Source organism: Paenibacillus wenxiniae, from assembly GCF_039822605.1.
Taxonomy (GTDB): Bacteria; Bacillota; Bacilli; order Paenibacillales; family Paenibacillaceae; genus Saccharibacillus; species Saccharibacillus wenxiniae.
The window spans coordinates 457,785-482,334 of sequence record NZ_JBCGUH010000001.1; the positions used below are offsets into that span (position 1 = coordinate 457,785).

The following is a 24,550-nucleotide window of genomic DNA, read 5'->3' on the forward strand; positions in this document are numbered from 1 at the left end:
TTATGATGACGCAAGAACGTACTGGTGTAGCTGCATTTAAAGGTAACCCGATTACATTGATCGGTCCTGAACTCAAAGCAGGTGATCCTGCTCCTGCTTTTACGCTGAGCAAAAACCTGCTGGAGCAATCAACACTGGCGGATTATGCCGGTAAAATCAAATTGATCAGCGTCGTTCCATCGCTCGATACAGGTGTATGCGATGCACAGACACGCCGCTTTAATGAAGCTGCTTCCGAGCTAGGTGAAGACGTAGTCGTACTCACGATCAGTGCAGATCTGCCGTTTGCACAGGCGCGCTGGTGTGGCGCAGCAGGTGTAGATCGTGTCGTTACGCTGTCTGACTACCGCGATAACTCGTTTGGCAAAGCCTATGGCGTACTGATCAAAGAATTCGTCATCGATATGCGTGCGATCTTCGTCATTGATCGCGAAGATACGTTGCGTTATGTGGAATATTTGCCTGAAATGGCAGAGCATCCAAATTACGATGCAGCGATCGAAGCTGTTAAAGGATTGCTCGGTTAAGTCATTCTGGTTACAGAGAACATGTCTGGCTAGCTTGACATCGAATCTATTCAAACCGAAAAACCCCTTCTCGCTATGATACTGGAGAAGGGGTTTTTCTTATGATGACTATCATGCTGCTGAATCGTATGTATCCGCATTCAAAACAGATGATATAACAGCACCGACCGAATAGTGATTTCCGCTTAGACACAAGGTCTATTCGCAGCGGGTGCTGGTTGTCTGTACTTACGGTTGATCGATCTTGTATTGAGATAGCTTTTTATCCAGTGCGCTGAACAGCGTCAAAATATTGCGGTAGTTCGCACCCAGATCTCCAAGCGATCCGCGTGAAGCCGAATGAATATCGATCGCACTACGCACAGGACTAACCGATACGATCGAAACGGTAATATCCATAATACGCCCGAAGCCCGTTTTACGCTCCAGCGTGATCTCGCCTACACTATGTACCTCATGCAGAACTTTAAAACCCGGAATTTTTTTCAATGTGGATGAAACCTCTTCCCAGGCACGCTCACGGGAAAGATTATAGTATCTTGTTTTCATTTGTGGATCTTTGGCGCGATCTCCCGTGCCTTCCTGGCTACGGATAATTCCAATTAACGTTCTCTTAAGCGACAACACGTTTCCCCCTTTACATGTACAGACCTATCATTACTATCAGTGTATCATTAGTACGTAAATAAGAAAACTAATATTCTTATACTAACGGCCTTCCTGCCAGCGTATAGATCGCTTTATCGCTTCATGAGAATGGCTAATATATATCGCTTTAAGACGCATATATTCAGCTGTAGACATACACAAAAAGCGCTCTGAATGTTGGATCATTATAATCCAAATCAGAGCGCTTTTTGTTTAGAGCATGTCGACATGTAGTCGGCACCTACCTTGAAAAGATTTTAGACAGTCCCGCAAATGCCGTCCGATAACATTGTCTTCGAACCTGCTTAGCAGGTGGGTGATCGCACAACATGTATTTGAAGTCCCCACATCCGATGGATAGGGCCGGTCAGCCACAGTTGAATTTGGATCTCCCGAGACATTATCATTGGTTCAAAACAACGAGATATCGAGGCGTACATTGCAGGATGTAAACTTATTATAAACTTCGTGCTGGTATTTGTAAAGTCGATTTCGCTTTTGTATATCGTATTTTTGTAATCGCTTACAGGTATAGGTTTACACTAAATAGATCGCTTCTATATTGTTGTATGCTGTCTTACTTAGCGAAAATATGGCGTTGCAAACTTCAGCATTTTGTCATTCGCTATAGTGTTCTCAATTCCACGCTAAATAAGATATTAACGCTAACTTGTAGTGTAGTGGTAGGATATGCAAACTGTTTTGTCAGGTTAGATCCCACTACCGCGAGGAACAAGGTACAAATTACGGTCTGTTAGATCTGTTAGGTTTCTTAGGTTTCTTAGGTTTCTTAGGTTTCTTAAGTCTTTTAAGTCTTTTAAGTCTCTTAAGTCTCTTAAGTCTTTTAAGTCTCTTAAGTCTCTTAAGTCTCTTAAGTCTCTTAAGTCTCTTAAGTCTCTTAAGTCTCTTAAGTCTCTTAAGCCTCTTAAGCCTCTTAAGCCTGTTATATAATGTTGCAAAGTGGAAAGAGATTTAAATCCCCTTATTCCAACACATTAGATATCTTGCTTTTACAAAACCACTTTTATTGAACGATGTGTTAGAAAATTACTGACATTTCAAGTCTCCACCTCATATTATTTTTTCTTTCTTCTTTCTTCTTTCTTCTTTCTTCCTTCATTTTTCCTTCTTTCTTCTTATTTTTGCCCACAGTGAAGTTCGACTTGTACTCATACGAGTACGAGCTTATGTCACTTTCTAACTACTTATTCCTCCACTATGAATTCAAACCATAAAAAGACTCTGTCTGCATCTCCCTAATCGGGATCATACAAACAGAGTCCTACGTATGAGTACTGCTATTATGTTAGCCGTTAGCGTAACACTACAACTTAACGTTCGCGCTCTTTATCTTTGGTCATGCTGTTTTTGACATCATGATCCATAGACGGCTGGTGGGCTGGCACATCTTGCAGACGTTTGGCCTGTTCAGTAGGCGATTCTTCGCCGGTAGCCAGCTGCTCGTCTGCTTGCAATTCCTTTTCTTTTTCAGCGGCTGCTTGCTTCTCGGATTGCTCCTGCATTTTCAGGAACATACCATAGAAGTTAAAGAATGCAAACCAGGCAATCGCTGAAGCAAGACAGAGCACGAACAATACAGGATAGCGTGTACCGATGAACAATAGCGCTACCGTTCCGAGCAAAGTGGAGAACAGACGGAATGGACGCACAATCGAAAGTAAGATCGCATTTTTGATAATATCTTTCAATTTCATATGATAGTGCGCAATCATCGAAAAGAAGTTAAACAGCGATACAAACAGCACCAGCAGGAAGATTAACATTACGATTCCGAGCAGTTGCAGATGCGGGAATTGATTCATGTAAACCGTGTAATCCACGTACATGATCACAAACAGCATCGTATAGAAAATACCACCGATCATACTTTGTCGATAATTCTCTTTATATCCGCGGAAAAAAGTTTTAAGAACGGATACATCCCCTTCACTCATCACCCATTTACGAACGACTGTGAACAAAGCTGCCGTCGCCGGAAACAGGGTGAAAGGTGCCAAAATGCCCATCGCCCAGTTCGCCTGCAAAATGTCATTTTGCGTAAACTGAGGCTGGCTAAAAATAAAACGCATCACCAGAAAAAACAAAAATGGCGAAGAACAAATGACCCATAACAGATTGCTACCGGCCAAACGCATAATCCATTCGGATATCCGATATAATCCGCCCATTACCCCTCTAAACTCCAAAGCATTTCCCCCTTGTCTACACGGGCATCACAATGCCACAACTCTAATGATATCTATTCTAACTATAACCTAAGTTCACATGACAATACTAGCCCTATTGCAAGCGTTATCGCGGCAGCATAAGCAAACAGGCCACCCTGCCTTCACTCACGGCAAGGAGTAGCCTGCATTGCAAGAATAGTTCATAATGACATCTCCATATGGCTTTTTGTCAGATATGTATACTATTCTGATTATGTTACACCATACACTTTATCATTGTACTGAACGTTTAATCATTATGCTAAAACTTCAATGATCGCGATAAAAACTAAAATATACGCTGTTATGTTGACGGCAATTCACTTCAATTACGATTCATTTCAATTACCATTCACTTCAGTATTGAAGCTGATTTCATATTTACACAATTGTGATAGCAGCACATCATAAAAACGGTTATTTAATGGGCGTACTATATGCTGCTACAAGGAAATAATTAGACATATTTATGTGCTCATTATACATAAATGAGCCGATGCCTTATTTCTCTATTTCTGGAATAACCAAATGAATGTACTTGACTACCTACTTCACTTAACTACCACATTCACTTCACTGCTGATTCTGCTGTTAGTGTCGCTGAACGATGATCATGCGCTTCATACTGTTCACGATAACGGCGCATCGTCAGCGGGAACAGCAGGAATGACAATAATAATGTCACCAGTCCGATTATGCCAAGTGCAATCACATTCGACCAGACTTGCTCCATCGGTAGCCCTTTTACAACAATACTGCGCACGCCTTGCAAAAATTGAGTCAAAGGTAGACATTCGCCAATCACACGTAGCATTTTAGGCATTGCTTCCAGTGGCCAGGTGTAGCCGGATAACATAAACGATGGCATGGCAATGAGCATCAGTACCTGAATCGCATCGACCTGACGTTTGGACACGATGCTGAACAAAAAGCCCAGTCCACACAAGGCAAAGTTAAATCCAAGCGATAAGATGAACATCGGCCATAACTGTCCGACAAATGGAATTCCAAAGCCAAAATGTGCAATGGAAAACGATACGATCACATTGATCAAGCCGACGAGGAAATAAGGTGTTAATTTGGCCAGTGCCAGCTTCCACGGAGCCAGACGCCAATCGTAAAAACGATGCCATAGACCGGCTTCTTTTTGCCATGTGCAGGATAGCGCGATACCAAGCAGCAAACATTGCTGTAGCGCCGCCGAAATTACCCCGATCGGCATATAATATTCATAGTTAAAGACCGGATTATACAGCACCCTGGAACGATACGGAATCGTATTCAGTAAAGCACCAGCCTGCTCGCTGCTCATGCCCTGCTTATCCAGTGTTTGCAATGTCGCTCCGCTGCTAATGCTCATAATGACCTGATTGGCGATGCGAGAAGCACTGTTGGAATAGATCATATTACTGCCATCGATAAAGGTCATAATCGGAATATTTTCTCGATGTTGTAATCCGCTGGAGAAGTTAGGCGGAATAATGATTCCGACACGTGCAGTTCCATTCTGTACTTCCTGCACCACATCCTCTTCATTCCAGCGCTGCCCGATCACCTTAAACGTATCGGTCGCATCAAACGCTTGAATCACCTGTCGACTCAGTGCCGAATGATCGCCATCATAGACAACGACCGGCATATCCGTAATTCGTTGATGAGAATACAGGAATCCGAATAGCACCGCATAAAGCACTGGCATCAACAGTAAAATGGCTGCCAGCTTGGGGATGCTAAACATATGCTTGCATTCTTCTGTAATTGCCCGCCCTATGCTCATCTTACTGCGCTCCTTTGCCTGTATAGAGAACAGTGCTTCCGGTTGGGACAGCGGCTGGTAATCCTGTCAATTGTACTTTCACACCAAAGGAGCGAACATCCGTATCCCCCGAACTCTGACTTGGCTTTTGAATAGCAAAATCGGCTGCCGCATCGATCACTTTAACTTTACCGGTGAAGGTGGCATCGTCGCTAAGCAGTTGAAGTGTTACCGTATCGCCTACCCGAAGACCATTCATCGCCGTCTCGGTCATATAAAATTTAGCCCAGCGCTGTGATGTCGTTTCCAATGAATAAATAGTAGAGCCTGCACTTACTAGCTCGCCTGTGCGAATTGTACGTGTTTTGATCACACCATCCGCTGGTGCATACAACTTAGAATAGCCAGCATACGTTTGTGCTTCCTGTAGTGCAGCTTTCGCTTGCTCCACTTGTGCTTGTGCAGCTTCGACTTTTGCTTGTGCAAGCGTCTGATTTGCCTGCGCTTGCGCTACCGTGCCATTCGCTTGCTCTGCGGCTCCCTGCGCTTGATTGACTGCCGCTTGCGCTGCTTTCACATCCTCCTGCCGGAGACTCACCTGTCCCTGACCTGCCTGTGCTTCTTTTACTGCTGCTTGTGCCTGTTGGTACTGGGCATACGCTGCATCGATCTCTTCCTGACGGCTGCCTTTTTCCGCTAGCTTTTGCTTTTCGAGCGCAGCATCATATTGTGCCTGTGCTTGCTGCTGCTGTAATTTTGCCTGATCCAGTGCAGCATCGGTAGCCAGTCCTGCCTCGTAGAGCTGCTGTGTACGGCTCAACCCTTTCTGCGCCGTAGCCAGCGCATCGCGTGCGGATGCTGTCGCTGTTCGTGCCTGTGCAATCTCTTCGGGACGTGCACCACTTTTGACCGCCTGCCATTTGGCTTTCGCGGCAGCTACTGCTGCTTCCGCCTGTTGCACCTGACTTGCTGACGATTCGGCTGTCACCTGTACAGCTGTCGTTCCCTGTGATACTTTTACCTGTGCTGCTTGCTCTGCTGCTTGTGCCTGTGTCACACCAGCTTGCGCCTGCGTTATACCTGCCTTCGCCTGTGCAACACCGGCTTGCGCCTGAGATACATTTGCCTGAGCCGTTTTGAGCGCTGCCTGTGCCTGAGCTACTTTATCCTGTAGCTCACCGCTATCCAGCACAGCAAGTAGTTGTCCTTTTTTGACATGATCCCCTTCATCAACGAGCAGCTTGCTGACGCGACCAGCTAGCTTAAAGCTCGTGCTTGCGGTATCTGATTCCACATAGGCGGTTGGTGTGGAGGCAGAATGATCGGTTAATGCATTACTCTGACGACTGATTAATAGACTAAGCGCATAAATCGCTGCTACGATACCGACTACAATGACACCATATAATACATATTTTCTTCTAGTCATGTCTCTTCACTCCATTTTCGTTCTAGTTTTTCATTCTAGTTGATCAGTGATAAACCGTAAGTTGATCGATTTCAAATAAATTTCAGATACATTCTGAATTCATTTGGATGCATGCAGGCGTACAATCTGTTTTTGCCAAAACAAGCTGTTCCATTTCCAATCTGCCACTATGTATAAAGGTATGAACATAGCAAATTGGACTCTAGTTTGAATATATCATATACCTGAAGTACAATAAATTTACGAAAAATAGAGTAAAGTGAACTTTTAAGCAACTATAATTAAAGAAATTTGTATAGTATGAACACTATGTATGAAAGAGGTCGTTATTATGAACATCGAACAGCTTCAATATATTGCCGAGGTGGCTCGAACAGGCTCGCTCACTAAAGCAGCCGAGCATTGTCATTTAACCGTCACCGGTGTAAGTCGAGCGATCACGCTATTTGAGCAGGAACTGGGCACACGGATTTTCATCCGCTCACGGGCTGGTGCTACCGTTACAACTGAAGGAGAAAAGATTATCGCCAAAATCGCAACCATTCTCGGACAAATTGATGAGCTTAAACGTGAAGCAAGCAGCTATCACGAACTGAACAATTCCAGACTTCGTATCGCCTCCATTCCAGGCCCGATTTCGCTACTCATTGAGACGCTATCGGATATGAAGCGTGAGTTTCCAGGTAGCCGATTTGATTTGATCGAAGATCATACAGAGGCGGTATTGGAAAATGTGCTCACAGGCAAAAGTGATATCGGCTTTGTTTTGTTACCCGAACAACGAGTGATACAGCCTGATTTGCATTTTGAACGGATTGTCGAAGATCGGCTTATTTTGCTCTGTCATATAGAATCTCCACTGGCTGAGCGTAAATGGATTCAGCCTCAGGAGCTGGCACGCACGCCGCTTGTACTGTACAATGATTCCAACATTTTGACGCTTGTACAGCAGCTTGTACCGGATAACGATATTTTATTTAAAAGTAATAATGTCGATGCGCTGCTGCGTGCGGTGCGTGCCAATCTAGCAGTAACGATCGGCACTACGTATTCACTGCAAACGTATGGCAAAGCATTTAATAAGGAAGTGTTGAGCATTCCGCTACAGCTGCCAGATCGCGGCGAAACATTCCTCTGGCTCGTCACAGCTACAGGTGTGTCTGCATCTCGCGCAACAGAGCTTTTTATTCGTCGTTTCCGTCATGCTCTTCAAGTACAGCAACAGCCTTTATAGTGTTGCTTGGTGTATGCTTTGCGTATGCTTGGTGTATGCTTGGCATAAAAAAAGAGGCTACCGATAATCGGTAGCCTCTTTGGGGTGTTGCCCAGCCATCATCATATTTAGTTATTCATCATGATATAGCTTGTATATTCACATTCACTCTTATTCAAAAGAATCGGTACGGTTGCTGCTGGATGGACGACGGTCGCCGCCACCATTATTGCTGCGTGGTTTACGGTCACGGGAATAGTCACTACGTCCGCCTTCGCTGCGTCCACCTTCACGGTTGCCGCCTTTGTAGCCGCTACCGCTGCTGTATCCACCACGATTACCGCTACCACCTTCGCGGTTGCCGCCTTTATAGCCGCCACCACTACGGTTGTAACCGCCGGATGGTTTACGTCCGCCAGAGCGAACGTCCGGTTTACGACGTTTTGCACGAATTGGATCTTCTGGAGTCAGGTCAACCTGAGCATCCTTTTTGTCGCCTGTAAGCAGCTTCATCGCTGCTGCCAGCAGGTTAACGGAATCATAGCTTTCCAGCAATTGGATCGCGATACCTTTGTATTCGTTCAATGGAGCTGTATCGTCCTGTACCAGTTCAAGCAGACGTTCTGCTGTGATACGTTGTTTACCTTCGATCGCTTCAGCCAGGGATGGCAGAGGTTTACGAGTAATTTTGTGACGAGTTACACGCTCGATAAAGTGCAGGTGATCGATCTCACGCGGTGTAACGAATGAGTACGCTGCGCCTTCTTTACCAGCACGACCTGTACGGCCGATACGGTGAACATAGCTTTCTGGATCTTGCGGCAGGTCAAAGTTCACAACGTGAGTTACGCCGGATACGTCCAGACCACGTGCTGCAACGTCCGTTGCTACGAGTACATCGATGCTGCCGTCGCGGAATTTGCGCATTACGTTATCGCGCTGGTTCTGAGACAGGTCACCATGCAGACCGTCTGCGGAATAACCACGTTTTTGCAATGCTTCAGCCAGTTCGTCTACACGACGTTTCGTGCGACCAAATACGATTGCCAGCTCAGGAGATTCCATGTCAAGCAAACGGGACAGTGCATCAAACTTTTGACGCTCGTTCACTTCGATATACGATTGATCGATCAGCGGTGCACTCACTTGTTTTGGAATAACCGATACGTGTTGTGGCTCTTTCAAAAACTGACTTGCCAGACGTTGAATGTTTGGCGGCATTGTTGCAGAGAACAACATCGTTTGACGCTCATCCGGTACTTGCTTCAGGATCGACTGGATGTCCTCCATAAAGCCCATATCCAGCATTTCATCCGCTTCATCCAGGATTACGTATTGTACGTCTTCCAGTTTGATTGTTTTACGGTTGATATGGTCAAGCAAACGACCTGGTGTACCGATAATGATTTGTGGTTTCTTTTTCAATGCACGAATCTGACGGCCGATTTCCTGACCACCGTAGATTGGCAACGAACGAATACCTTTAAAACGAGCGAGCTTTTCGATTTCTTCGGCAACCTGGATCGCCAGTTCGCGTGTTGGTGCCATTACCAGTGCTCTAATTTTTTCATCCGAACGTTCGATCTTGTTAATAACAGGGATGCTGAATGCCGCTGTTTTACCCGTACCTGTTTGTGCCTGACCGATCAGGTCACTGCCTTCCATTGCAATCGGAATCGCTTTAGATTGGATTGGTGTTGCTTCCTCAAAGCCCAGTTCCATAATTGCTTTTAATACTTTTTCGTCTAAACCAAAGTCTACAAATTTTGTCAAAATATTCAAACTCCTTCTATGATGGTGGACAATCCACTAACTTGTTTGTATTCTTAAGTAGCAATTGAGTAGCATATCGCTGCATATCAGGAGGTCTCACAGACCACCATATCCGTTAGCTGGTGTTGATTATTGAATAAGTCCGGTCACTTTTAGAGCATCTAGTGCAATGCCTGGTATGTCAAAGTTGGTTAAAAGGGTTATTCAATACTCTCTATGATGAAATAAACCCGTCTTGCATTTATTAAAATTCTGAATTTCATTCAGCAAAACATCCCTACTCAAGAATATCTAAATCATTATACCATAAAATACAGATGTATGACTAGCCGATTCATAATATAATTACGAATTGGAAAGAAACTTCCCCTTTTGGGCTTCACACACTTTATATAACTTACTAACTAACACTTGAGGTGACTTGCATGTTAAAAAAATCAATGCCCATCCTTGGCGTATTGATCGGCTCCATTTTTACAGCCGTAGCGTTCAATATGTTCCTGATTCCTCACCAGCTGCTCAGCGGAGGGGTATCAGGACTTGCTATGTTAACGGGTTATTTTACACCGCTTAACATTAGTATGCTGTACTTTGTTTACAATATTCCACTGCTGATTGCCGGGTGGTTTTTACTTGGGAAACGATATATTTTTCTCAGTATTGTGTCGGTTGTCTCAACGACGTGGTTAATGACTATTGTACCGACGACAGCTGCTGCGAGTGATTTGTTGATCTCGTCTGTGTTTGGCGGCGTACTGATCGGTATCGGTGTCGGCATCTCCTTCCGCGCCGGCGGTTCGACAGGCGGCTTCGATATTCTCGGCTCGATCATTACGCGTTATCGCGATTTTCCGGTCGGTAATGTGATCGTCGGTTTGAACGGTCTCGTTATTATCGCGATGGGTTATCTGTCCAACAACTGGAATATCGCGCTTGCTTCGATGGTCTGTATTTATATCGCTGGTAAAGTGGTCGATCTGATTCATGTTAACCATATCAAGGTAACATTGTTTATTGTATCTAATCATACCGATGTGCTGCTGGAAAAATTAATGCCTTTGCAGCGTGGTGTGACGATGATCAAAGCAGAAGGTGCCTTCTCGAACACGCCGAAGGATATGCTCATGACCGTAACTACACGGTATGAGTTGACCGAGCTGCGACGTATCATTAAAGAAACCGATCCGAATGCTTTTGTGAATATGGTCGAAACGATCGGCATTATGGGTTCCTTCCGTAAAAGTTAACTGAACGTCTGTATTTCTTGTATTCATTGGATGTCGCGCGTACAGACGTGAACGGAAGTGTTGAATGTTCTCGAGCCACATGTGCTTGATCCGTGTCTAGTATGAGTATCGATTCACAGTTTGATCCATCCGATAAACTTTTTCATGAATTCATTTTGTGCTATTCACTGAAAGTCGCTTTTTGTCGTTATATATAGTAGAATAAGCACACGCCGCGATTCGACGTAACCATTGAATTTTGTGCACGGTACTTGTTCCTTTATGCACACATGCTTTTCCTAAGTTCCCGTAAGAATGATTTCTCCTTGTTAAGCGAAATGATTCCAGGATAGGAAAGGATGATTATTGTGGAAATGGAAACTGTTAAGTTGTCACAAATTGTCATGAAATGTTTCCCGGATATGATGCCTTCCCTGAAACAGCAGGAACTCAATGCGCTTATTGTACTGCGTGATGGGTTACGCATTTTGGAACCAAACGATGCACTGGAGATTATTCAGTATAGCATTTGTGAAAATCAGGATGAACAACTGATGCAATAACACCTGATTGAACACGAATAAGCTCCTCGTTATGAACTTGTATGAACTAAGTACGCGATTGGATATGCGAATGAATACGCAAGATGAGATAAAAGTACCGCTTCTATCGCCGCGATGTCGGCAATAGAGCGGTACTTTTTTGTGTATAACATGCTAGAATACGTAATAGCAGCGCTACGATTAGAGCGTATACGAAAACTCATATATGTATTAGCAACATGGGAACTTAACACAACTTTCTCCTCTTTAGATTTTGTGCGAGGTCAGAATCTGTCCGCTGATTTCTTGCCGGAGCGCTGCCTGCCCCAATAACAATAGTTTACCTATCCCCCTAGCTGCACTAAAGCTTATATTCATCAATCGTACCGCTATCATTCAAATTCCAATTTTTCTTTTATTTGCTATGTTTAGTCGTTTATGAGACAGTTTAAGTAAATAAATGTTTGTCTGATTCTATTGTTCAGGCGCAACTAATTTCTATACAGGAGGTACTTATATGTAGATGAATCGGTACATATTGAATCGTCACATTCGGCAACGGTAATGCCGAACACTATATTACATAAGAGATGAGGGTACGAAACATATGGATATTTTGTGGGCGCTTATGCTGCTGGCCTCCACCACTTTCGGTGGCGATCAGCAGGCTCAAACACAAACAACACAGACGGCATCCCTGCAATCCATGCTTAATCGGGTCGCGATTCAAAATCAAATGGAACAGACCGAGGTCAACGCGGATCAAACGCCTACCAAAATCGATCCACAACCGGACGCTCCTGTAGTCAAGGGCGTTTATGTAACTGCTTATAGCGCTGGTGGCGCTCGCATGGAAAAGCTGCTCAAGCTGCTGGACGAGACCGAGCTGAACGCGATGGTAATCGACCTTAAAGATGATGCCGGATACATCACGTATAAAACCGAAAATCCAGAGCTACAGAAGCTAGGTAGCCCGCAGAAATTTATCGGTGATATCGATCAGATGATGGCACGACTGAAAAAACACAATGTGTATCCGATTGCCCGTATCGTTGTGTTTAAAGATTCAGTACTGGCAAAAAAGCATCCCGAGCTTTCTTTTGTGAAAAAGAATGGTCAGGTATGGAGCAACGGTAAAGGCGATAACTTCGTCAACCCGTACAAAAAGGCGGTATGGGATTACAATATCGAGCTTGCCAAAGAAGCCGCTGCGAAAGGCTTCAAAGAGATTCAATTTGACTATGTACGCTTCCCTGAAGGCTTTGAGAACCATGAGGACGAGCTGAAATTCGAGAAAAATGACAAGTCTCGTGTAGACGTGGTCGCCGAATTTGTGCAATATGCACGTAAGCAGCTCGCTCCGCTTGGCGTGCGCGTATCGGTTGATATTTTCGGCTATGCTGCTTCCGTCCCTGCTGCTGAAGGCATCGGACAGGATTTTGCGAAAATTTCCGAAAATGTCGATGTGATCAGTCCGATGGTATATCCGAGTCACTATACGACCGGCTGGTTTGGCGTCAAAGACCCGGACAAAAATCCATATGCGACGATCAAAGGCTCGATGGTGGACACGCTGAAAAAGCTTGATCCACTGGCCGAACAAAAGCCGATCATTCGTCCGTGGATTCAGGACTTCACCGCCAGCTGGCTCGGTAGCGGGCATTATGTCAAATATGGTAAGCAGCAGGTAGATGATCAGATTCGCGCGATGAAAGATATGGGTGTGGATGAGTATCTGCTCTGGAATGCAACGAACCGTTATACCGAAGGGGCTAATTTTTAAGAATATTTGAGTGATGAAGAGCAGTGCTTGGACAGCGGTGTCCGGGTGCTGCTTTTTTTGTGTGGATATGGTAGTTGGATATAGCGATTACGTTTGGGAATGAATCATTGTTATTTAGTTCGTTGAAACGAGATGATAGGCAGTACATATTACTTTAAAGTATTCTTCATCTGCGTAAGGAAGTTAGGGAAACAACTTTGATGGAGCCGTATAAACCTATCCGATTTACAGATAAATGTAGCTTTCCTCCATTTCGATAAGTTTGACGTCATCCATACATAATTATTTTAACTATGATGGACGCGATATCGTGAAAATTATATACATTTCCAACAATTACTCACTGCTGTAACCCCCCCTTATCTCATGCAGTCAAATTCTCGTTCTCCTGTATTTTTGGCAATATCGATTACATGTTACCTGCTTCTCAATCCTTAGTTCCTCCTGTACAATAAAGGACTGAATGTAGCCTATTTTGCCTAGCCTCTATCCGGTTGTTGCTTACTGTATCGACATATAGGCTACAGACTGTTCTATCACTCTAATAAATGAGGTACATACGCATGATTCCAACGACAACATGGTTGCAGAAGTATTCGCAGTTTTTGAAAATTTTATTTCCCGTACTCATTACGCAGATTGCGTTATCGATGATCAGTTTTTTTGATACGAATATGTCCGGGCATGCCAGTGCGGAAGATCTGGCCGGGGTTGCAATTGGGTCTAGCCTGTGGATTCCGATTCAGGCGGGGTTGAGCGGCATTCTGGTCGCGATTACGCCGATTATTTCGCATCTGATCGGTGGTGGGCAGCGGCGACAGGTTAATTTTAACGTGTATCAGGCGTTGCTGCTCTCCATTGTGATTGCTCTGGTTGTGTTAGGGGTCGGTTCGCTGCTTGTGAAGCCGATTTTGGAAGCGATGCATCTGGAAGCACGCGTGCATGATGTGGCGTTGTATTTTCTAATGGCGCTATCGGCAGGCATTGTGCCGTTATTTGCGTATACGGTGCTGCGTGGATATATTGATGCGCTGGGGCAAACGCGGTATTCGATGATGATTACGTTATTGTCGTTGCCGATCAATGTGGGATTAAATGCATTGTTGATTTTCGGTAAATGGGGATTTCCACGGCTCGGCGGAGTTGGGGCTGGTGTCGCTTCAGCCATTACATACTGGTGTCTGCTCATTATCGCGCTGATCGTTGTGCGTAAAGCAGCACCTTTTCGTGAAGACCAATTGTTAAATCGCTGGTACGCGCCATCTGGTAGCAAATGGAAAGAGCTATTAAAGCTAGGTGTACCGATGGGCTTTGCGATCTTTTTTGAAACGGCGGTATTCGCAGGCGTGACGTTACTTATGAGCCGTTACGATACGATGACGATTGCTGCTCATCAGGCGGCGCAAAACTTTGCTTCAACGCTCTATATGCTTCCACTTAGCATCTGTACGGCGTTAACGATTGTGGTCGGTTATGAGGTCGGCGCAGGTAGACTGAAAGATGCGCGGCAGTACAGTAAGCTGGGGATCGGTACAGCATTGCTATTGTCGTTAGGTACAGCGGTAATTTTGTTATGGTTTCGGCATCAGGTGTCGGCATTATATTCGTCTGATCCGGTGCTGATTGAGCTAATTGCGCACTTTATGATCTTTGCGAGCTTTTATCAGCTTTCAGATGCAATCGCGACTCCAGTACAGGGCGCATTACGTGGCTATAAAGATGTGAATCCAGCCTTTTTCCTGACCTTTTTGTCATACTGGATTATCGGTTTACCTTCTGGCTATCTGCTCGCGACGTATACGACATGGGGCGCTTATGGATATTGGATCGGGCTGAGCATCGGGCTTGCCTGTGGCGCAATCACTTTACTTGCACGCTTGCTGTGGGTACAACGCAAGGCGAGCGGCGATGCTCATGGAGCGCAGACATCCTAGCATCCGTGTACACGTAAGGGAACGAATGAACACCGAACACCGAACACCGAACACCGAACACCGAACACCGAACACCGAACACCGAACACCGAACACCGAACACCGAACACCGAACACCGAACACCGAACACCGAACACGCTTAATGGTAATGGTCTTGACCTGTATTACAACTAAAAAGCCAGCTTGCTACTGCGAAGCCGACCTATTAGGGTCCAGTCTATTCGCAGCAGCAGCTGGCTTGTCTCATATCCGTGTTCCATTCGTGCATGTACTTTTTAGTTGCCATTCATTTTACAGATCAAACAAATCGATCTGCTCTGCTTCCGGCGGTTGCTCCTCAGGAATCGCCGGAACGTGCTGACCGAGCATCGCCATGAGTTGTCTGGCATTGTCAGCCGCATCACCAGCCGAGTTATTGTTGAAAATAACGCATACTTCCTTCGACTGTTGCTCCAGTCGGCGCAATCGCTCTGCCCATTCAGACAATTCTTGCTCATTATAGCGGTACATGTAACGAATTTCGCGCCAATTCGGCTGACCGGACGCATTCCAGCCGGATTCGTTACGTCCATGCATACGCACGACAGTAAGGTCGGGATGAGTCGCTTTTTCTACAATCGGCACAGAACCGATTCCAGCCTGTGGTTCATCACAGACGCTATGAATCCAATTTTCTTTGTGCATAAAACCAAGCGTTTTGTCACGCATTTGCGGAGTAAACCAGCTTTGATGGCGAAATTCCAGTGCACATGGCACATTCCCCATCAACTGGCGCACACGGCGCAATGTGTTAACATTTTCCCTTGTACAATCGAACCAGGGCGGAAACTGAAACAGCGCGGCTTGCAGCTTGTCTGCTTCCTCCATCGTGCTGATCGACAGCCGGAAATTGCGAAACATCTCCTCTTCGCTATCATATGGAATTTTCCCACGTGTATGTCCGGTCATTCCCTGGTAAGCTTTTACCAGAAAACGAAAATGTGCCGGCGTTTCCGCGGTCCATTTCTCCATATTATGCTTGGACTGAATCGCATAAAAGGAGCTATCCACCTCCACTACAGGAAACAGACTGCTATACACAGGCAACTTTTGCTTGGCTGCCTCTTTCGTGCGGTACAGGGAATCATGATCTCCCCAACCTGTCAAACCGACGCTAATCATGCCTTACAATCCTCCTGGCTTTACTGTCTCATCTGGCTATTCCTGTGCCCTGACAGGCTATTTCATTGACTATACTTTGCTCTGTTTACGTGTGAGACCGGATACGTACAGTCGTACAATATGGATGGCTAACTGCTCGGCACTGACCGTGCCTGGCAATAACTGTGTGAAAACGATTCGTTCGATCGTACCAACGAGGCATTCCGCCACAAGTTCCATCGGCATATCGGTCGACAGATTGCCATTGCGCTGCTCCATACGCAGCATTTTCTCAATGCCTTGCACAAGCTCCATCTTAATATCGTCGGCATCCGGCGACTGGTAAAATCCAATCCGCGTTAAATCCGGATGACTGTAAAAGTACTCAAACATCGACTGAATCGTATGACAGAGCTGATCGAGAACACTGTGTCCACCCGATTCTTGTTGCGGCAACTGACTGTCGTTAATGACCGCCTGCAAGCTTGTACGGAACATATCCACCAATTCTTCAAATACAGCTTCCTTGCTCTCAAAATACAAATAAAATGCAGGTTGTGACAGCTTTGCCTCACTCACAATCGAGCTTACCTTTGTCGTATGAAAGCCATGTACTGCAAATTGTCTTGCAGCAGCGTGTAATAAACGTAACCGGCTCTCCTTTCCCTTTGCTCCTTTTTCTCTAGCCAATGTAAAATAGCCCCCTCTCCTGTTTCCCAGCACTCCACTTATTTGAATTACGGAATGAAACGTATAGCATTCTTCTACTCTATAGTACAATAATTTGTAGCGTTCTTCTAACTTTTGAACAAAAAAATTACCGATTTATTCCAAATAGTAGGTCAACTGATACTTAAAACGCCTTTTTATGTAATCAAAATCATATAAAAATTACGGGTTTTTCCTCTATACTAAACATAACATATACCCGCTATTTATTTCAAAATCAGAGTCGCCTTAGTGTCTCCTGCTGCTAATAGCGATGTGTTGACTTGTTCTTTAGGCGAGTCAAAATAAAAAACAGACCTGTGCTGCATGAAGATCGCACAGGTCTGTTTTCGTTTATATTTTGCTATGCTCCATACATCTTATCCAGGCTAATACGCCAGATGCACTTTATACTAACTACTATGCCTATCCCTATCTCACAAGCTAGCTTAGCTTGCGCTCTACCCATTCCGTCCTAATGATGCAGACGGTGCTACGAGGGCTAGCTATCATCATATACAGGTTACTGAATACCGATTACTGCGACAGACGCAGTGCCAGCTCATACGTAGCATGGTCGAAGTCTTTTTTCGTATTAACGACTTGATCGATATCCGTCATGCTCAGCTCGCCTTTAATAATGCCGCAAGCTTTATCGGATTCGCCAGCGATCAGCATACGTACTGCATAATCGCCAAGACGACTTGCCAGGTTACGGTCACGAGGCGTTGGTGTACCGCCACGTTGGATATGTCCCAGTACCGTTACACGTGGCTCCAGATTTGGATATTGCAGATGCAGCTGTTCTGCTACATCTTCACCGCGTCCTGCACCTTCCGCAACGATAATAATACTGTGGCGTTTACCGCACGCAAAGTTGTTATGCATACGATCTGCAATTTCTTTCAGATCGAAAGGCACTTCAGGTACGAGAATCGATTCGGCGCCAGAAGCCAGACCTGCATGCAGAGCGATGTCGCCGCAATGACGACCCATAACTTCAACGATCGAGACACGTTCGTGGGAAGACATCGTATCACGCAGTTTGTTGATCGCGTCCACAACAACGCCAACCGATGTGTCAAAACCGATCGTATAATCGGTAAACGAAATATCGTTATCAATCGTACCCGGCAGACCCATCGTCTTAATGCCCAGCTTACTCAGCTTGTTGGCACCTTGATACGATCCGTCCCCACCGATTACGATTACACCGTCGATACCGTGTTTGCGCAAAATGTCTGCGCCTTTTTGCTGACCTTCGAGTGTCATGAATTCTTTACAGCGTGCCGATTGCAAAACCGTTCCCCCGCGCTGGATAATATCACCGACGCTGCGAAGATCCATCGGGAAAATATCCTCGTTAAGCAGACCCTGATAACCGCGCTGGATCCCGCATACTTCCAGTCCATAATACAGCGCACTGCGCACAACCGCGCGCACCGCTGCGTTCATGCCCTGCGAGTCGCCTCCACTGGTCAAAACGGCAATTTTTTGTACTGCTGATTCTGTTGCTGACATTCTAATGTCCCCCTTGTTTATGTTCAATACATATACTTACGAATCCAGCGGCTATTGACCATGAAAAAGACGCGGGTTAGCGGTCCTTTTCGCATTAGCCTTCTGGAGACGGTTCGCACTTCCTGCTGTTCACTAACTTTCGGATCAGATAAATACAGAGCGACCAGCCCTTCGATAATCATCCGATGGAAAGACGTGCCAGGAATATGTTCCACATCGCTACGTGCCCAGTCTACAATCTGTTCAATCCGCTGATACATCGTGTCTGGCGAATCGTAATAGTTGCAGAAATTCAAATCGCCACCGCGTCGATCCTCCTCCTGATCGATTACATAATCAAGCATAATATGCAAACAGCACACATGAGGAAAATAAGCATTGTATACCTGCTTCGCTCCATGATCGCCCAGATTAAATCCACTCGCAGCGAGAAACAGCATAAAAACGCCAAGCGTTGAGCCTGTCGCCGCAGCGAATTCGTTCCATTGCAAATGAGGAGTCCGGTATTCATTTTCTGCCCACCAGTTCAGCAGGGCTTCCTCCCTGAGTTCAGGCGCGATATGCTTATGTACTTGAAGATCGCAATACAAGCCGACCAGATCGCGAACATAAGGAAATACAGCAGCATAATCGGGAAGTTGACGTACATTTTGCTGGCAGGTGTGCACAAGCGCTTGCAGATAGCCGCCGTCTTCTTGCTCGGTACGGAGCGCATAATAATGAACCGGCTCCGCATCCGGCGTTACGGCATCCAGCATCGATTGATGCAATAAACGAAAATCCGCTGCATCCATCGATGTGCTGCGATCACACAGATTATCTAAATAATCACTAATCGTCTGAAACGCCACGATAAGCGGCAGCAAAATATGACGCTGCGACAGGTTGGCTACTGCATAAATGGCTCCACCTTCGCAGTGAAACTGTTTGGTAGCGATACTTGCAAGCGCCTGTTTCCTGAGTTCTGCGTCAGGCATGCGTTCCGCCATTTGACGCCAACCATTCAGTTCGCGGCGTACTTCTGGCAAACCATGCTTATACACTCGCTTCATGAGCGAGATGGCATTACGGGGAAACGGGTAACGACTTTGCATCATATCATTCAATGGGCTGCCTCCACGTGGTTGTCTGTTGAACCTATCCTCATTATCATACATCATATTGTGCACCCTCACAACGTGGCAGCGCTATCGATCACAGCGCGCCGTTGTAGCCTTTTCCAGTATTTTATAGCCATTTTACGCTTCTTGTTGGTTCATATGTGGAAACCCACATTTTTCACAAAAAAGATAACATAAACATGATAAACCAGTTGTCTTTTCAACGCAAAAAAGGACGAACCTGAAAAGTTTCGCAACCGCAAAAAAATTGTGAATTTCATGTTAAATGTGAATCATTCATTAAAAAACGCCTGACTCACTTCGATCGATAAGTGAACCAGACGTTTTTTTGAACTCGAATGCTGTAGCATTTATTTTATTTTAGCGGGGCTGCACAGGTAATCGTTTCACACCATACACCATTGGACTGGGCAACAATTCCAGCTGCTGTCCTTCGGTCGCCGCTAAATCCGGAAAACGATCAAGCAGCACATTCAGCGCGGTACGTGCTTCCAATCGTGCAAGCGGCGCGCCCAAACAGAAATGCACGCCCATTCCAAAAGCCATATGCGGATTCGGATGACGATCGATCCGGTATTCGTCTGCCCCTTCAAACTTGTGCTCATCACGATTAGCAGAACCCATCCATGCGGTTACCAGCTGGTCGCGACGAATCATCTGTCCACCCAGCTCGATATCATCCACGGCTTTACGCACCATTCCCTGCACAGGTGAACGAAAACGCAGTGCTTCTTCAATCGCTGTATCCAGCAGTTCTCGGTTGTCGGCAAGCTGGCGCCAGCGTCCAGGCTGCTCGGTCAAACAAATGACCGCATTCCCGATCAGATTGGTCGTCGTCTCATTACCAGCCACGAGCAGCAGTAGACAAAAGCTAAGCAGATGCGGAATATCCAGCTTCTCTCCCTCTACTTCGGCTGCCAGTAACGCAGACACTAGATCATGTTGCGGCTGCGCTTTGCGCTGTTCGATCACGCCCATAAAATACTGATACAGATCACGAGAGGCTTGCTGTTTACGTTGGGCAAGTTGCTGTGGACTTTCATCTTTGCCGCTAAAACCCTCTACCAGCGTATCTGACCAGCCTTTAAATAATTCGCGATCTTGCTCACGCACACCGAGCAATTCTGCAATCACGATGACCGGTAATGGAAACGACAGATCACGAATGATGTCCATTGAAGCACCAGGCTGGATACGATCTAGCAGCTCATGGGTAATCTCAGCGATACGCGGCTCCATCGCAGCGACCGCTTTCGGTGTGAACGCCTTATTAACGATCGAGCGATATTTTTTATGCTTCGGTGGGTCCATCATCAGCAACATATTGGATTGTTGTCCGTCTTGATCGCGACGTGTTTGTGAACTGAACGATTTATAATCCGACATCACACGATGCACATCCTCGTACAAAAACACATCCCAGCTTTTACGCTGTTCATCATAATGTACAGGTGCCTCTCGTCTCATCTGCTCATACCATGCAAAGGCAGAACCTGCCTCCTTCACTCCATGTGGAACGATCATATTCGGCGACAACATGGCGGATGCTTCAGAATTCGATTGCATAGGGGTAACCTCCCGTTATTTATCGTTTTAACGTATGTTCAAACCGAAGTTATGTTAACTATTAATTTTCGAGTCTCGTCATTATCTTTTTACAAAAGGAATCATCCTTTACGTACACTCACCCTAAATTGCGCTTGATGTATCAGCTTTCCTTTAAATTTTACAGAATGGTTGCTATGTATAGGATAGCGCTTTAGCGTATGGCTTAGCAAAAAGCGCTGGCGCTCATTTTAAACGGGATAGATAAAATTACTTTTTTGCGCATATGCTGGCTTGTTAGCTGCTACGAAATCTGGATCGATCTGTAATTTTAATGATGCTTATGCAAAATAACCGGAAAATAGCAAGGGATATACCAAAAAAGCACAAGCCCCTTGCGAACAAGGAAGCTTGTGCTGTAACTAACATATGTGTGATGAACGTTCTTGGATGTTCAATGTATAAGTGATCCGCGTGTAACGGAAATCAATCTTATAATTTTACTACGTTAGCTGCTTGTGGACCACGGTTACCTTCAGTGATGTCGAACTCAACTGCTTGGCCTTCGTCCAAAGTTTTGAAGCCGTCGCCAGTAATAGCGGAGAAGTGTACGAATACATCGTCGCTTCCTTCAACTTCGATGAAACCGAAACCTTTTTCTGCATTAAACCATTTAACTGTACCTTTCATGTAAACAACCTCCTAAAAATAGCGCCATCTATGACGCATGAGTGTATTATAGCGCAACCGATTTCAAAATGCAACGAAGTTAAAGCGTTTTGATTTGCAATTCCTGGGGGCAAAAGGTATGATTTTAGCAATACAGAAGTAGGGAGATTTATACGATGATTAAAAAACACCAGATTTACAAAAGAGACAAATGGAACATGATGACTGTCGAGGTCAATGGCCGCGAACTGATCCTGCGCGAAATTTCGGATGAATGGGGCGAAGAAACCCATCGTTTCCTCAGCCGTCCTGAAATGATGCAGTGGGCAAGCGACCGCTTCCCTAAAGACAAATTCGATAATGAAGCGGAATGGGAAGACATCATGAGTGCCTTCCGGGAGGTTTAAGCCGCCCGATGAACTACACCGCGATCGTTATCTTCATTATCCTTGCCTTTGTGCAAGGATTTGTTCTGATTACGTATAAGGATACGATTCCCAAACCACTGAAACGCTGGCTAGCCATCTTCGCGATTGTGATGCTACTCGTTGCTTTTGGGTTAATGATTTATGGCTTCCTGATGGCTGCCAATCCGAACCCTTCTTAATTTTAAAATAAAAGGTACGCTCGGATTCGTCAGCACAGGATCAGATGAATCCCTACAGGACATGATTGTTTTTCATTCACATGGCAGGCAAGCTCTTATAGCACAGCATGTTCAAGATGCTGCAAGCGAGCTTGCCTGCTATTTGAACTATAGGTATACCTTTAGACGGGAGCGAATACATGTTGTAGATTTAGATGAGTAGCCATTCAGACAAAGGTGAATGTAGCCTTCCTATCTACATGCGCACGATAGCACAGCTTCCGTTTACAGGGCAGATTACGATTTACCGTGTTAACGATCTCCTAAGCAAGAGGTTCAATGAACAGTGATTGTGCTCAATCAAAACAGCTTACCACTTAACTTCACCCACCCTGAGGAGGAATTCGAGATGCAGGAAGTATTGAAACGTTCTGAAGTTGCACCTGAACATTGTTGGAATTTGAATGATATGTTTGCCGATCAGCAAGCATGGGATCAAGCCTATACTGACCTAAAAGCGATGCTGCCGGAAGCGGAACAGCTCAAAGGCAAGTTGAATACAGCGGAAGCCGTCAAACAAGCGTTTGAACTGGAAGACCGTGTTAGCATGCAAATCGAACGCCTGTATGTGTATGCACATATGCATCAGGACGAAGATACAACGAATCCTACATATCAGGCACTGACGCAAAAGGCGAAAAAGCTAAGCGTGGATGTTAGCCAGGCGCTTTCTTTTGTGACGCCGGAAATTTTGAGCCTGTCGGATGCAGAACTGGAACAGCTACTGGAAGCTCCAGAGCTGCAAGCGTATCGCTTTACGTTGCAGGAAATGAAACGTGAGAAAGCGCATATTTTAACCGAAGCCGAAGAAGCATTGCTCGCTCAGGTCGGCAATCTGTCGCAAGCACCGCAAACGATCTTCGGTATGCTGAACAATGCAGATCTGAAATTCCCAAATATTATCGATGAACATGGTAATGAAGTCGAATTGACACACGGACGCTACGTTCAGTTTCTGGAAAGTCCACATCGTGAAGTGCGTGAGCGTGCGTTCAAAGCTGTTTACAGTACGTATGCTCGTCAAAAAAATACGATCGCGGCTACATTGACCGCGAACGTGAACAAAAATATGTTCTACTCTCGTGTGCGTAAATATCCATCCGTGCTGGAAATGTCTCTCTATGGCGACAATATTCCGAAGGATGTGTACACGAACCTGATCGATACGATTCACGAAAGTCTGCCGATCATGCACCGTTATATGGAGCTGCGTAAAAAGCTGCTCGGTGTGGATGAACTGCATATGTATGATCTGTTTGCGCCACTGGTAGAAGAGTTCAATATGGACATCACCTATGAGCAAGCCAAACAAATTGTAGCGGACGGTTTGCAGCCACTCGGTGAAGATTATTTGAACTCCTTGAACAAAGGCTACAATGAAGGTTGGATCGATGTGTATGAAAATGAAGGCAAGCGTACCGGCGCCTACAGCTGGGGCGCGTATGGTACACATCCGTATGTGCTGCTGAACCATAAAGACAATTTGAACAGTATGTTCACACTTGCTCATGAAATGGGTCATGCACTGCATTCATACTATTCAGACAATGCACTCTCCTATCGTGATGCACAATACACGATCTTCCTTGCCGAAGTTGCTTCCACTACAAATGAAGCACTGCTCATGGATTATCTGCTCAAAAAGTCGACTGATCCAAAGGAAAAAATGTACCTGCTTACCTATTATGCAGATCAATTCCGTACAACAGTGTTCCGTCAAACGATGTTTGCTGAGTTTGAAATGATCGTGCATGCACGTAGCGAAGCAGGCGAATCGCTGACACCGCAAGATCTGTCTCAAATTTACTATGATCTGAACGTGAAATATCATGGCGAAGGCATGGTCGTGGATCAGGACATCGAGATGGAATGGGCACGTATTCCGCACTTTTACAACAGCTTTTATGTGTACAAATATGCAACTGGCTTCTCGGCTGCAACGAGCTTTTCCAAGCAAATTTTGGAGGAAGGACAGCCGGCAGTCGACCGCTATCTTGGCTTCCTGCAAAGCGGTGGCAGCGACTACTCCATTAACATTCTGGCAAAAGCTGGCGTGGATATGTCTACACCGGAACCGATCCGCGAAGCGATGAGCGTATTTGAAAACTTGATTAGCGAAATGGAGCAATTGACGAAGTAA

Annotated in this window: 20 protein-coding genes and 1 other RNA gene; 9 read left to right on the forward strand and 12 right to left on the reverse strand. The window is 45.4% G+C overall.

Features of this window, described 5'->3' with window-relative positions; translation table 11 throughout:
• The first annotated feature begins 5 nt into the window (after positions 1–5).
• On the forward strand, positions 6–527 hold the full coding sequence (tpx, locus tag AAHF22_RS01965; protein ID WP_347323283.1) for a thiol peroxidase: 522 nt from the start codon (positions 6–8) through the stop codon (positions 525–527).
• A 228-nt stretch (positions 528–755) separates the two neighbouring features.
• Here the strand turns inward: tpx and AAHF22_RS01970 are convergent, their stop codons facing one another.
• From AAHF22_RS01970 to AAHF22_RS01990, 5 genes are all read right to left on the reverse strand, one after another.
• Complete coding sequence (locus AAHF22_RS01970; RefSeq protein ID WP_347323284.1) at positions 756–1,151, reverse strand: DUF1499 domain-containing protein; 396 nt, start codon at positions 1,149–1,151, stop codon at positions 756–758.
• 284 nt (positions 1,152–1,435) lie between these two features.
• Positions 1,436–1,626, reverse strand: a non-coding RNA gene (gene ssrS / locus AAHF22_RS01975) — 6S RNA.
• An 880-nt stretch (positions 1,627–2,506) separates the two neighbouring features.
• Complete coding sequence (locus AAHF22_RS01980) at positions 2,507–3,382, reverse strand: YesL family protein (protein WP_347323285.1); 876 nt, start codon at positions 3,380–3,382, stop codon at positions 2,507–2,509.
• A 589-nt stretch (positions 3,383–3,971) separates the two neighbouring features.
• Positions 3,972–5,180: an ABC transporter permease gene (locus AAHF22_RS01985; RefSeq protein ID WP_347323286.1), complete on the reverse strand. Its 1,209-nt coding sequence runs from the start codon at positions 5,178–5,180 to the stop codon at positions 3,972–3,974.
• A gap of 1 nt (position 5,181) precedes the next feature.
• Positions 5,182–6,588, reverse strand: a complete 1,407-nt coding sequence (locus tag AAHF22_RS01990) for an HlyD family secretion protein (protein ID WP_347323287.1) — start codon at positions 6,586–6,588, stop codon at positions 5,182–5,184.
• Positions 6,589–6,919: 331 nt separating this feature from the next.
• Between AAHF22_RS01990 and AAHF22_RS01995 the strand changes: the two genes are divergently transcribed.
• Positions 6,920–7,822 carry a LysR family transcriptional regulator gene (locus AAHF22_RS01995; RefSeq protein ID WP_347323288.1) on the forward strand — a complete coding sequence of 301 codons (903 nt, stop codon included), beginning with the start codon at positions 6,920–6,922 and terminating at the stop codon, positions 7,820–7,822.
• Positions 7,823–7,972: 150 nt separating this feature from the next.
• On the opposite strand, the gene cshA is transcribed toward AAHF22_RS01995, so the two are convergent.
• Positions 7,973–9,574: a degradosome RNA helicase CshA gene (cshA, locus tag AAHF22_RS02000; protein ID WP_347323289.1), complete on the reverse strand. Its 1,602-nt coding sequence runs from the start codon at positions 9,572–9,574 to the stop codon at positions 7,973–7,975.
• Between the two features lie 425 nt (positions 9,575–9,999).
• On the opposite strand from cshA, the gene AAHF22_RS02005 reads away from it, so the two are divergent.
• The 4 genes from AAHF22_RS02005 to AAHF22_RS02020 all read left to right on the forward strand — a co-directional run bounded on the left by AAHF22_RS02005 (position 10,000) and on the right by AAHF22_RS02020 (position 15,059).
• Positions 10,000–10,821: a YitT family protein gene (locus tag AAHF22_RS02005; protein WP_347323290.1), complete on the forward strand. Its 822-nt coding sequence runs from the start codon at positions 10,000–10,002 to the stop codon at positions 10,819–10,821.
• 338 nt (positions 10,822–11,159) lie between these two features.
• Positions 11,160–11,363, forward strand: coding sequence for a hypothetical protein (locus AAHF22_RS02010; protein WP_347323291.1), 204 nt, complete (start codon positions 11,160–11,162; stop codon positions 11,361–11,363).
• Positions 11,364–11,949: 586 nt separating this feature from the next.
• Positions 11,950–13,125, forward strand: a complete 1,176-nt coding sequence (locus AAHF22_RS02015) for a putative glycoside hydrolase (RefSeq protein ID WP_347323292.1) — start codon at positions 11,950–11,952, stop codon at positions 13,123–13,125.
• A gap of 563 nt (positions 13,126–13,688) precedes the next feature.
• Positions 13,689–15,059 (forward strand): MATE family efflux transporter, encoded by a 1,371-nt coding sequence (locus AAHF22_RS02020; protein ID WP_347323293.1) that lies wholly within the window; start codon positions 13,689–13,691, stop codon positions 15,057–15,059.
• 292 nt (positions 15,060–15,351) lie between these two features.
• Here AAHF22_RS02020 and AAHF22_RS02025 read toward each other — a convergent pair whose 3' ends face one another.
• The 6 genes from AAHF22_RS02025 to AAHF22_RS02050 all read right to left on the reverse strand — a co-directional run bounded on the left by AAHF22_RS02025 (position 15,352) and on the right by AAHF22_RS02050 (position 21,785).
• Complete coding sequence (locus tag AAHF22_RS02025; protein ID WP_347323294.1) at positions 15,352–16,221, reverse strand: DUF72 domain-containing protein; 870 nt, start codon at positions 16,219–16,221, stop codon at positions 15,352–15,354.
• Positions 16,222–16,290: 69 nt separating this feature from the next.
• Positions 16,291–16,890, reverse strand: coding sequence for a TetR/AcrR family transcriptional regulator (locus tag AAHF22_RS02030; RefSeq protein ID WP_347323295.1), 600 nt, complete (start codon positions 16,888–16,890; stop codon positions 16,291–16,293).
• A 555-nt stretch (positions 16,891–17,445) separates the two neighbouring features.
• Entirely contained in the window at positions 17,446–18,429 is a 984-nt protein-coding gene (gene pfkA, locus AAHF22_RS02035) for a 6-phosphofructokinase (protein ID WP_347323296.1), read from the reverse strand.
• Between the two features lie 23 nt (positions 18,430–18,452).
• Positions 18,453–19,535, reverse strand: a complete 1,083-nt coding sequence (locus AAHF22_RS02040) for a tetraprenyl-beta-curcumene synthase family protein (protein ID WP_347323297.1) — start codon at positions 19,533–19,535, stop codon at positions 18,453–18,455.
• 375 nt (positions 19,536–19,910) lie between these two features.
• A complete protein-coding gene (locus tag AAHF22_RS02045) occupies positions 19,911–21,116 on the reverse strand; it encodes a cytochrome P450 (protein WP_347323298.1) in 1,206 nt (401 codons plus the stop codon).
• Positions 21,117–21,587: 471 nt separating this feature from the next.
• The gene (locus AAHF22_RS02050) at positions 21,588–21,785 is read right to left on the reverse strand and encodes a cold shock domain-containing protein (RefSeq protein ID WP_188776465.1); all 198 of its coding nucleotides are present in this window, start codon (positions 21,783–21,785) and stop codon (positions 21,588–21,590) included.
• 155 nt (positions 21,786–21,940) lie between these two features.
• Between AAHF22_RS02050 and AAHF22_RS02055 the strand changes: the two genes are divergently transcribed.
• From AAHF22_RS02055 to pepF, 3 genes are all read left to right on the forward strand, one after another.
• A complete protein-coding gene (locus AAHF22_RS02055) occupies positions 21,941–22,171 on the forward strand; it encodes a hypothetical protein (RefSeq protein ID WP_188776464.1) in 231 nt (76 codons plus the stop codon).
• Between the two features lie 8 nt (positions 22,172–22,179).
• Positions 22,180–22,371 (forward strand): hypothetical protein, encoded by a 192-nt coding sequence (locus AAHF22_RS02060; RefSeq protein ID WP_347323299.1) that lies wholly within the window; start codon positions 22,180–22,182, stop codon positions 22,369–22,371.
• 388 nt (positions 22,372–22,759) lie between these two features.
• Positions 22,760–24,550, forward strand: coding sequence for an oligoendopeptidase F (gene pepF, locus AAHF22_RS02065; RefSeq protein ID WP_347323300.1), 1,791 nt, complete (start codon positions 22,760–22,762; stop codon positions 24,548–24,550).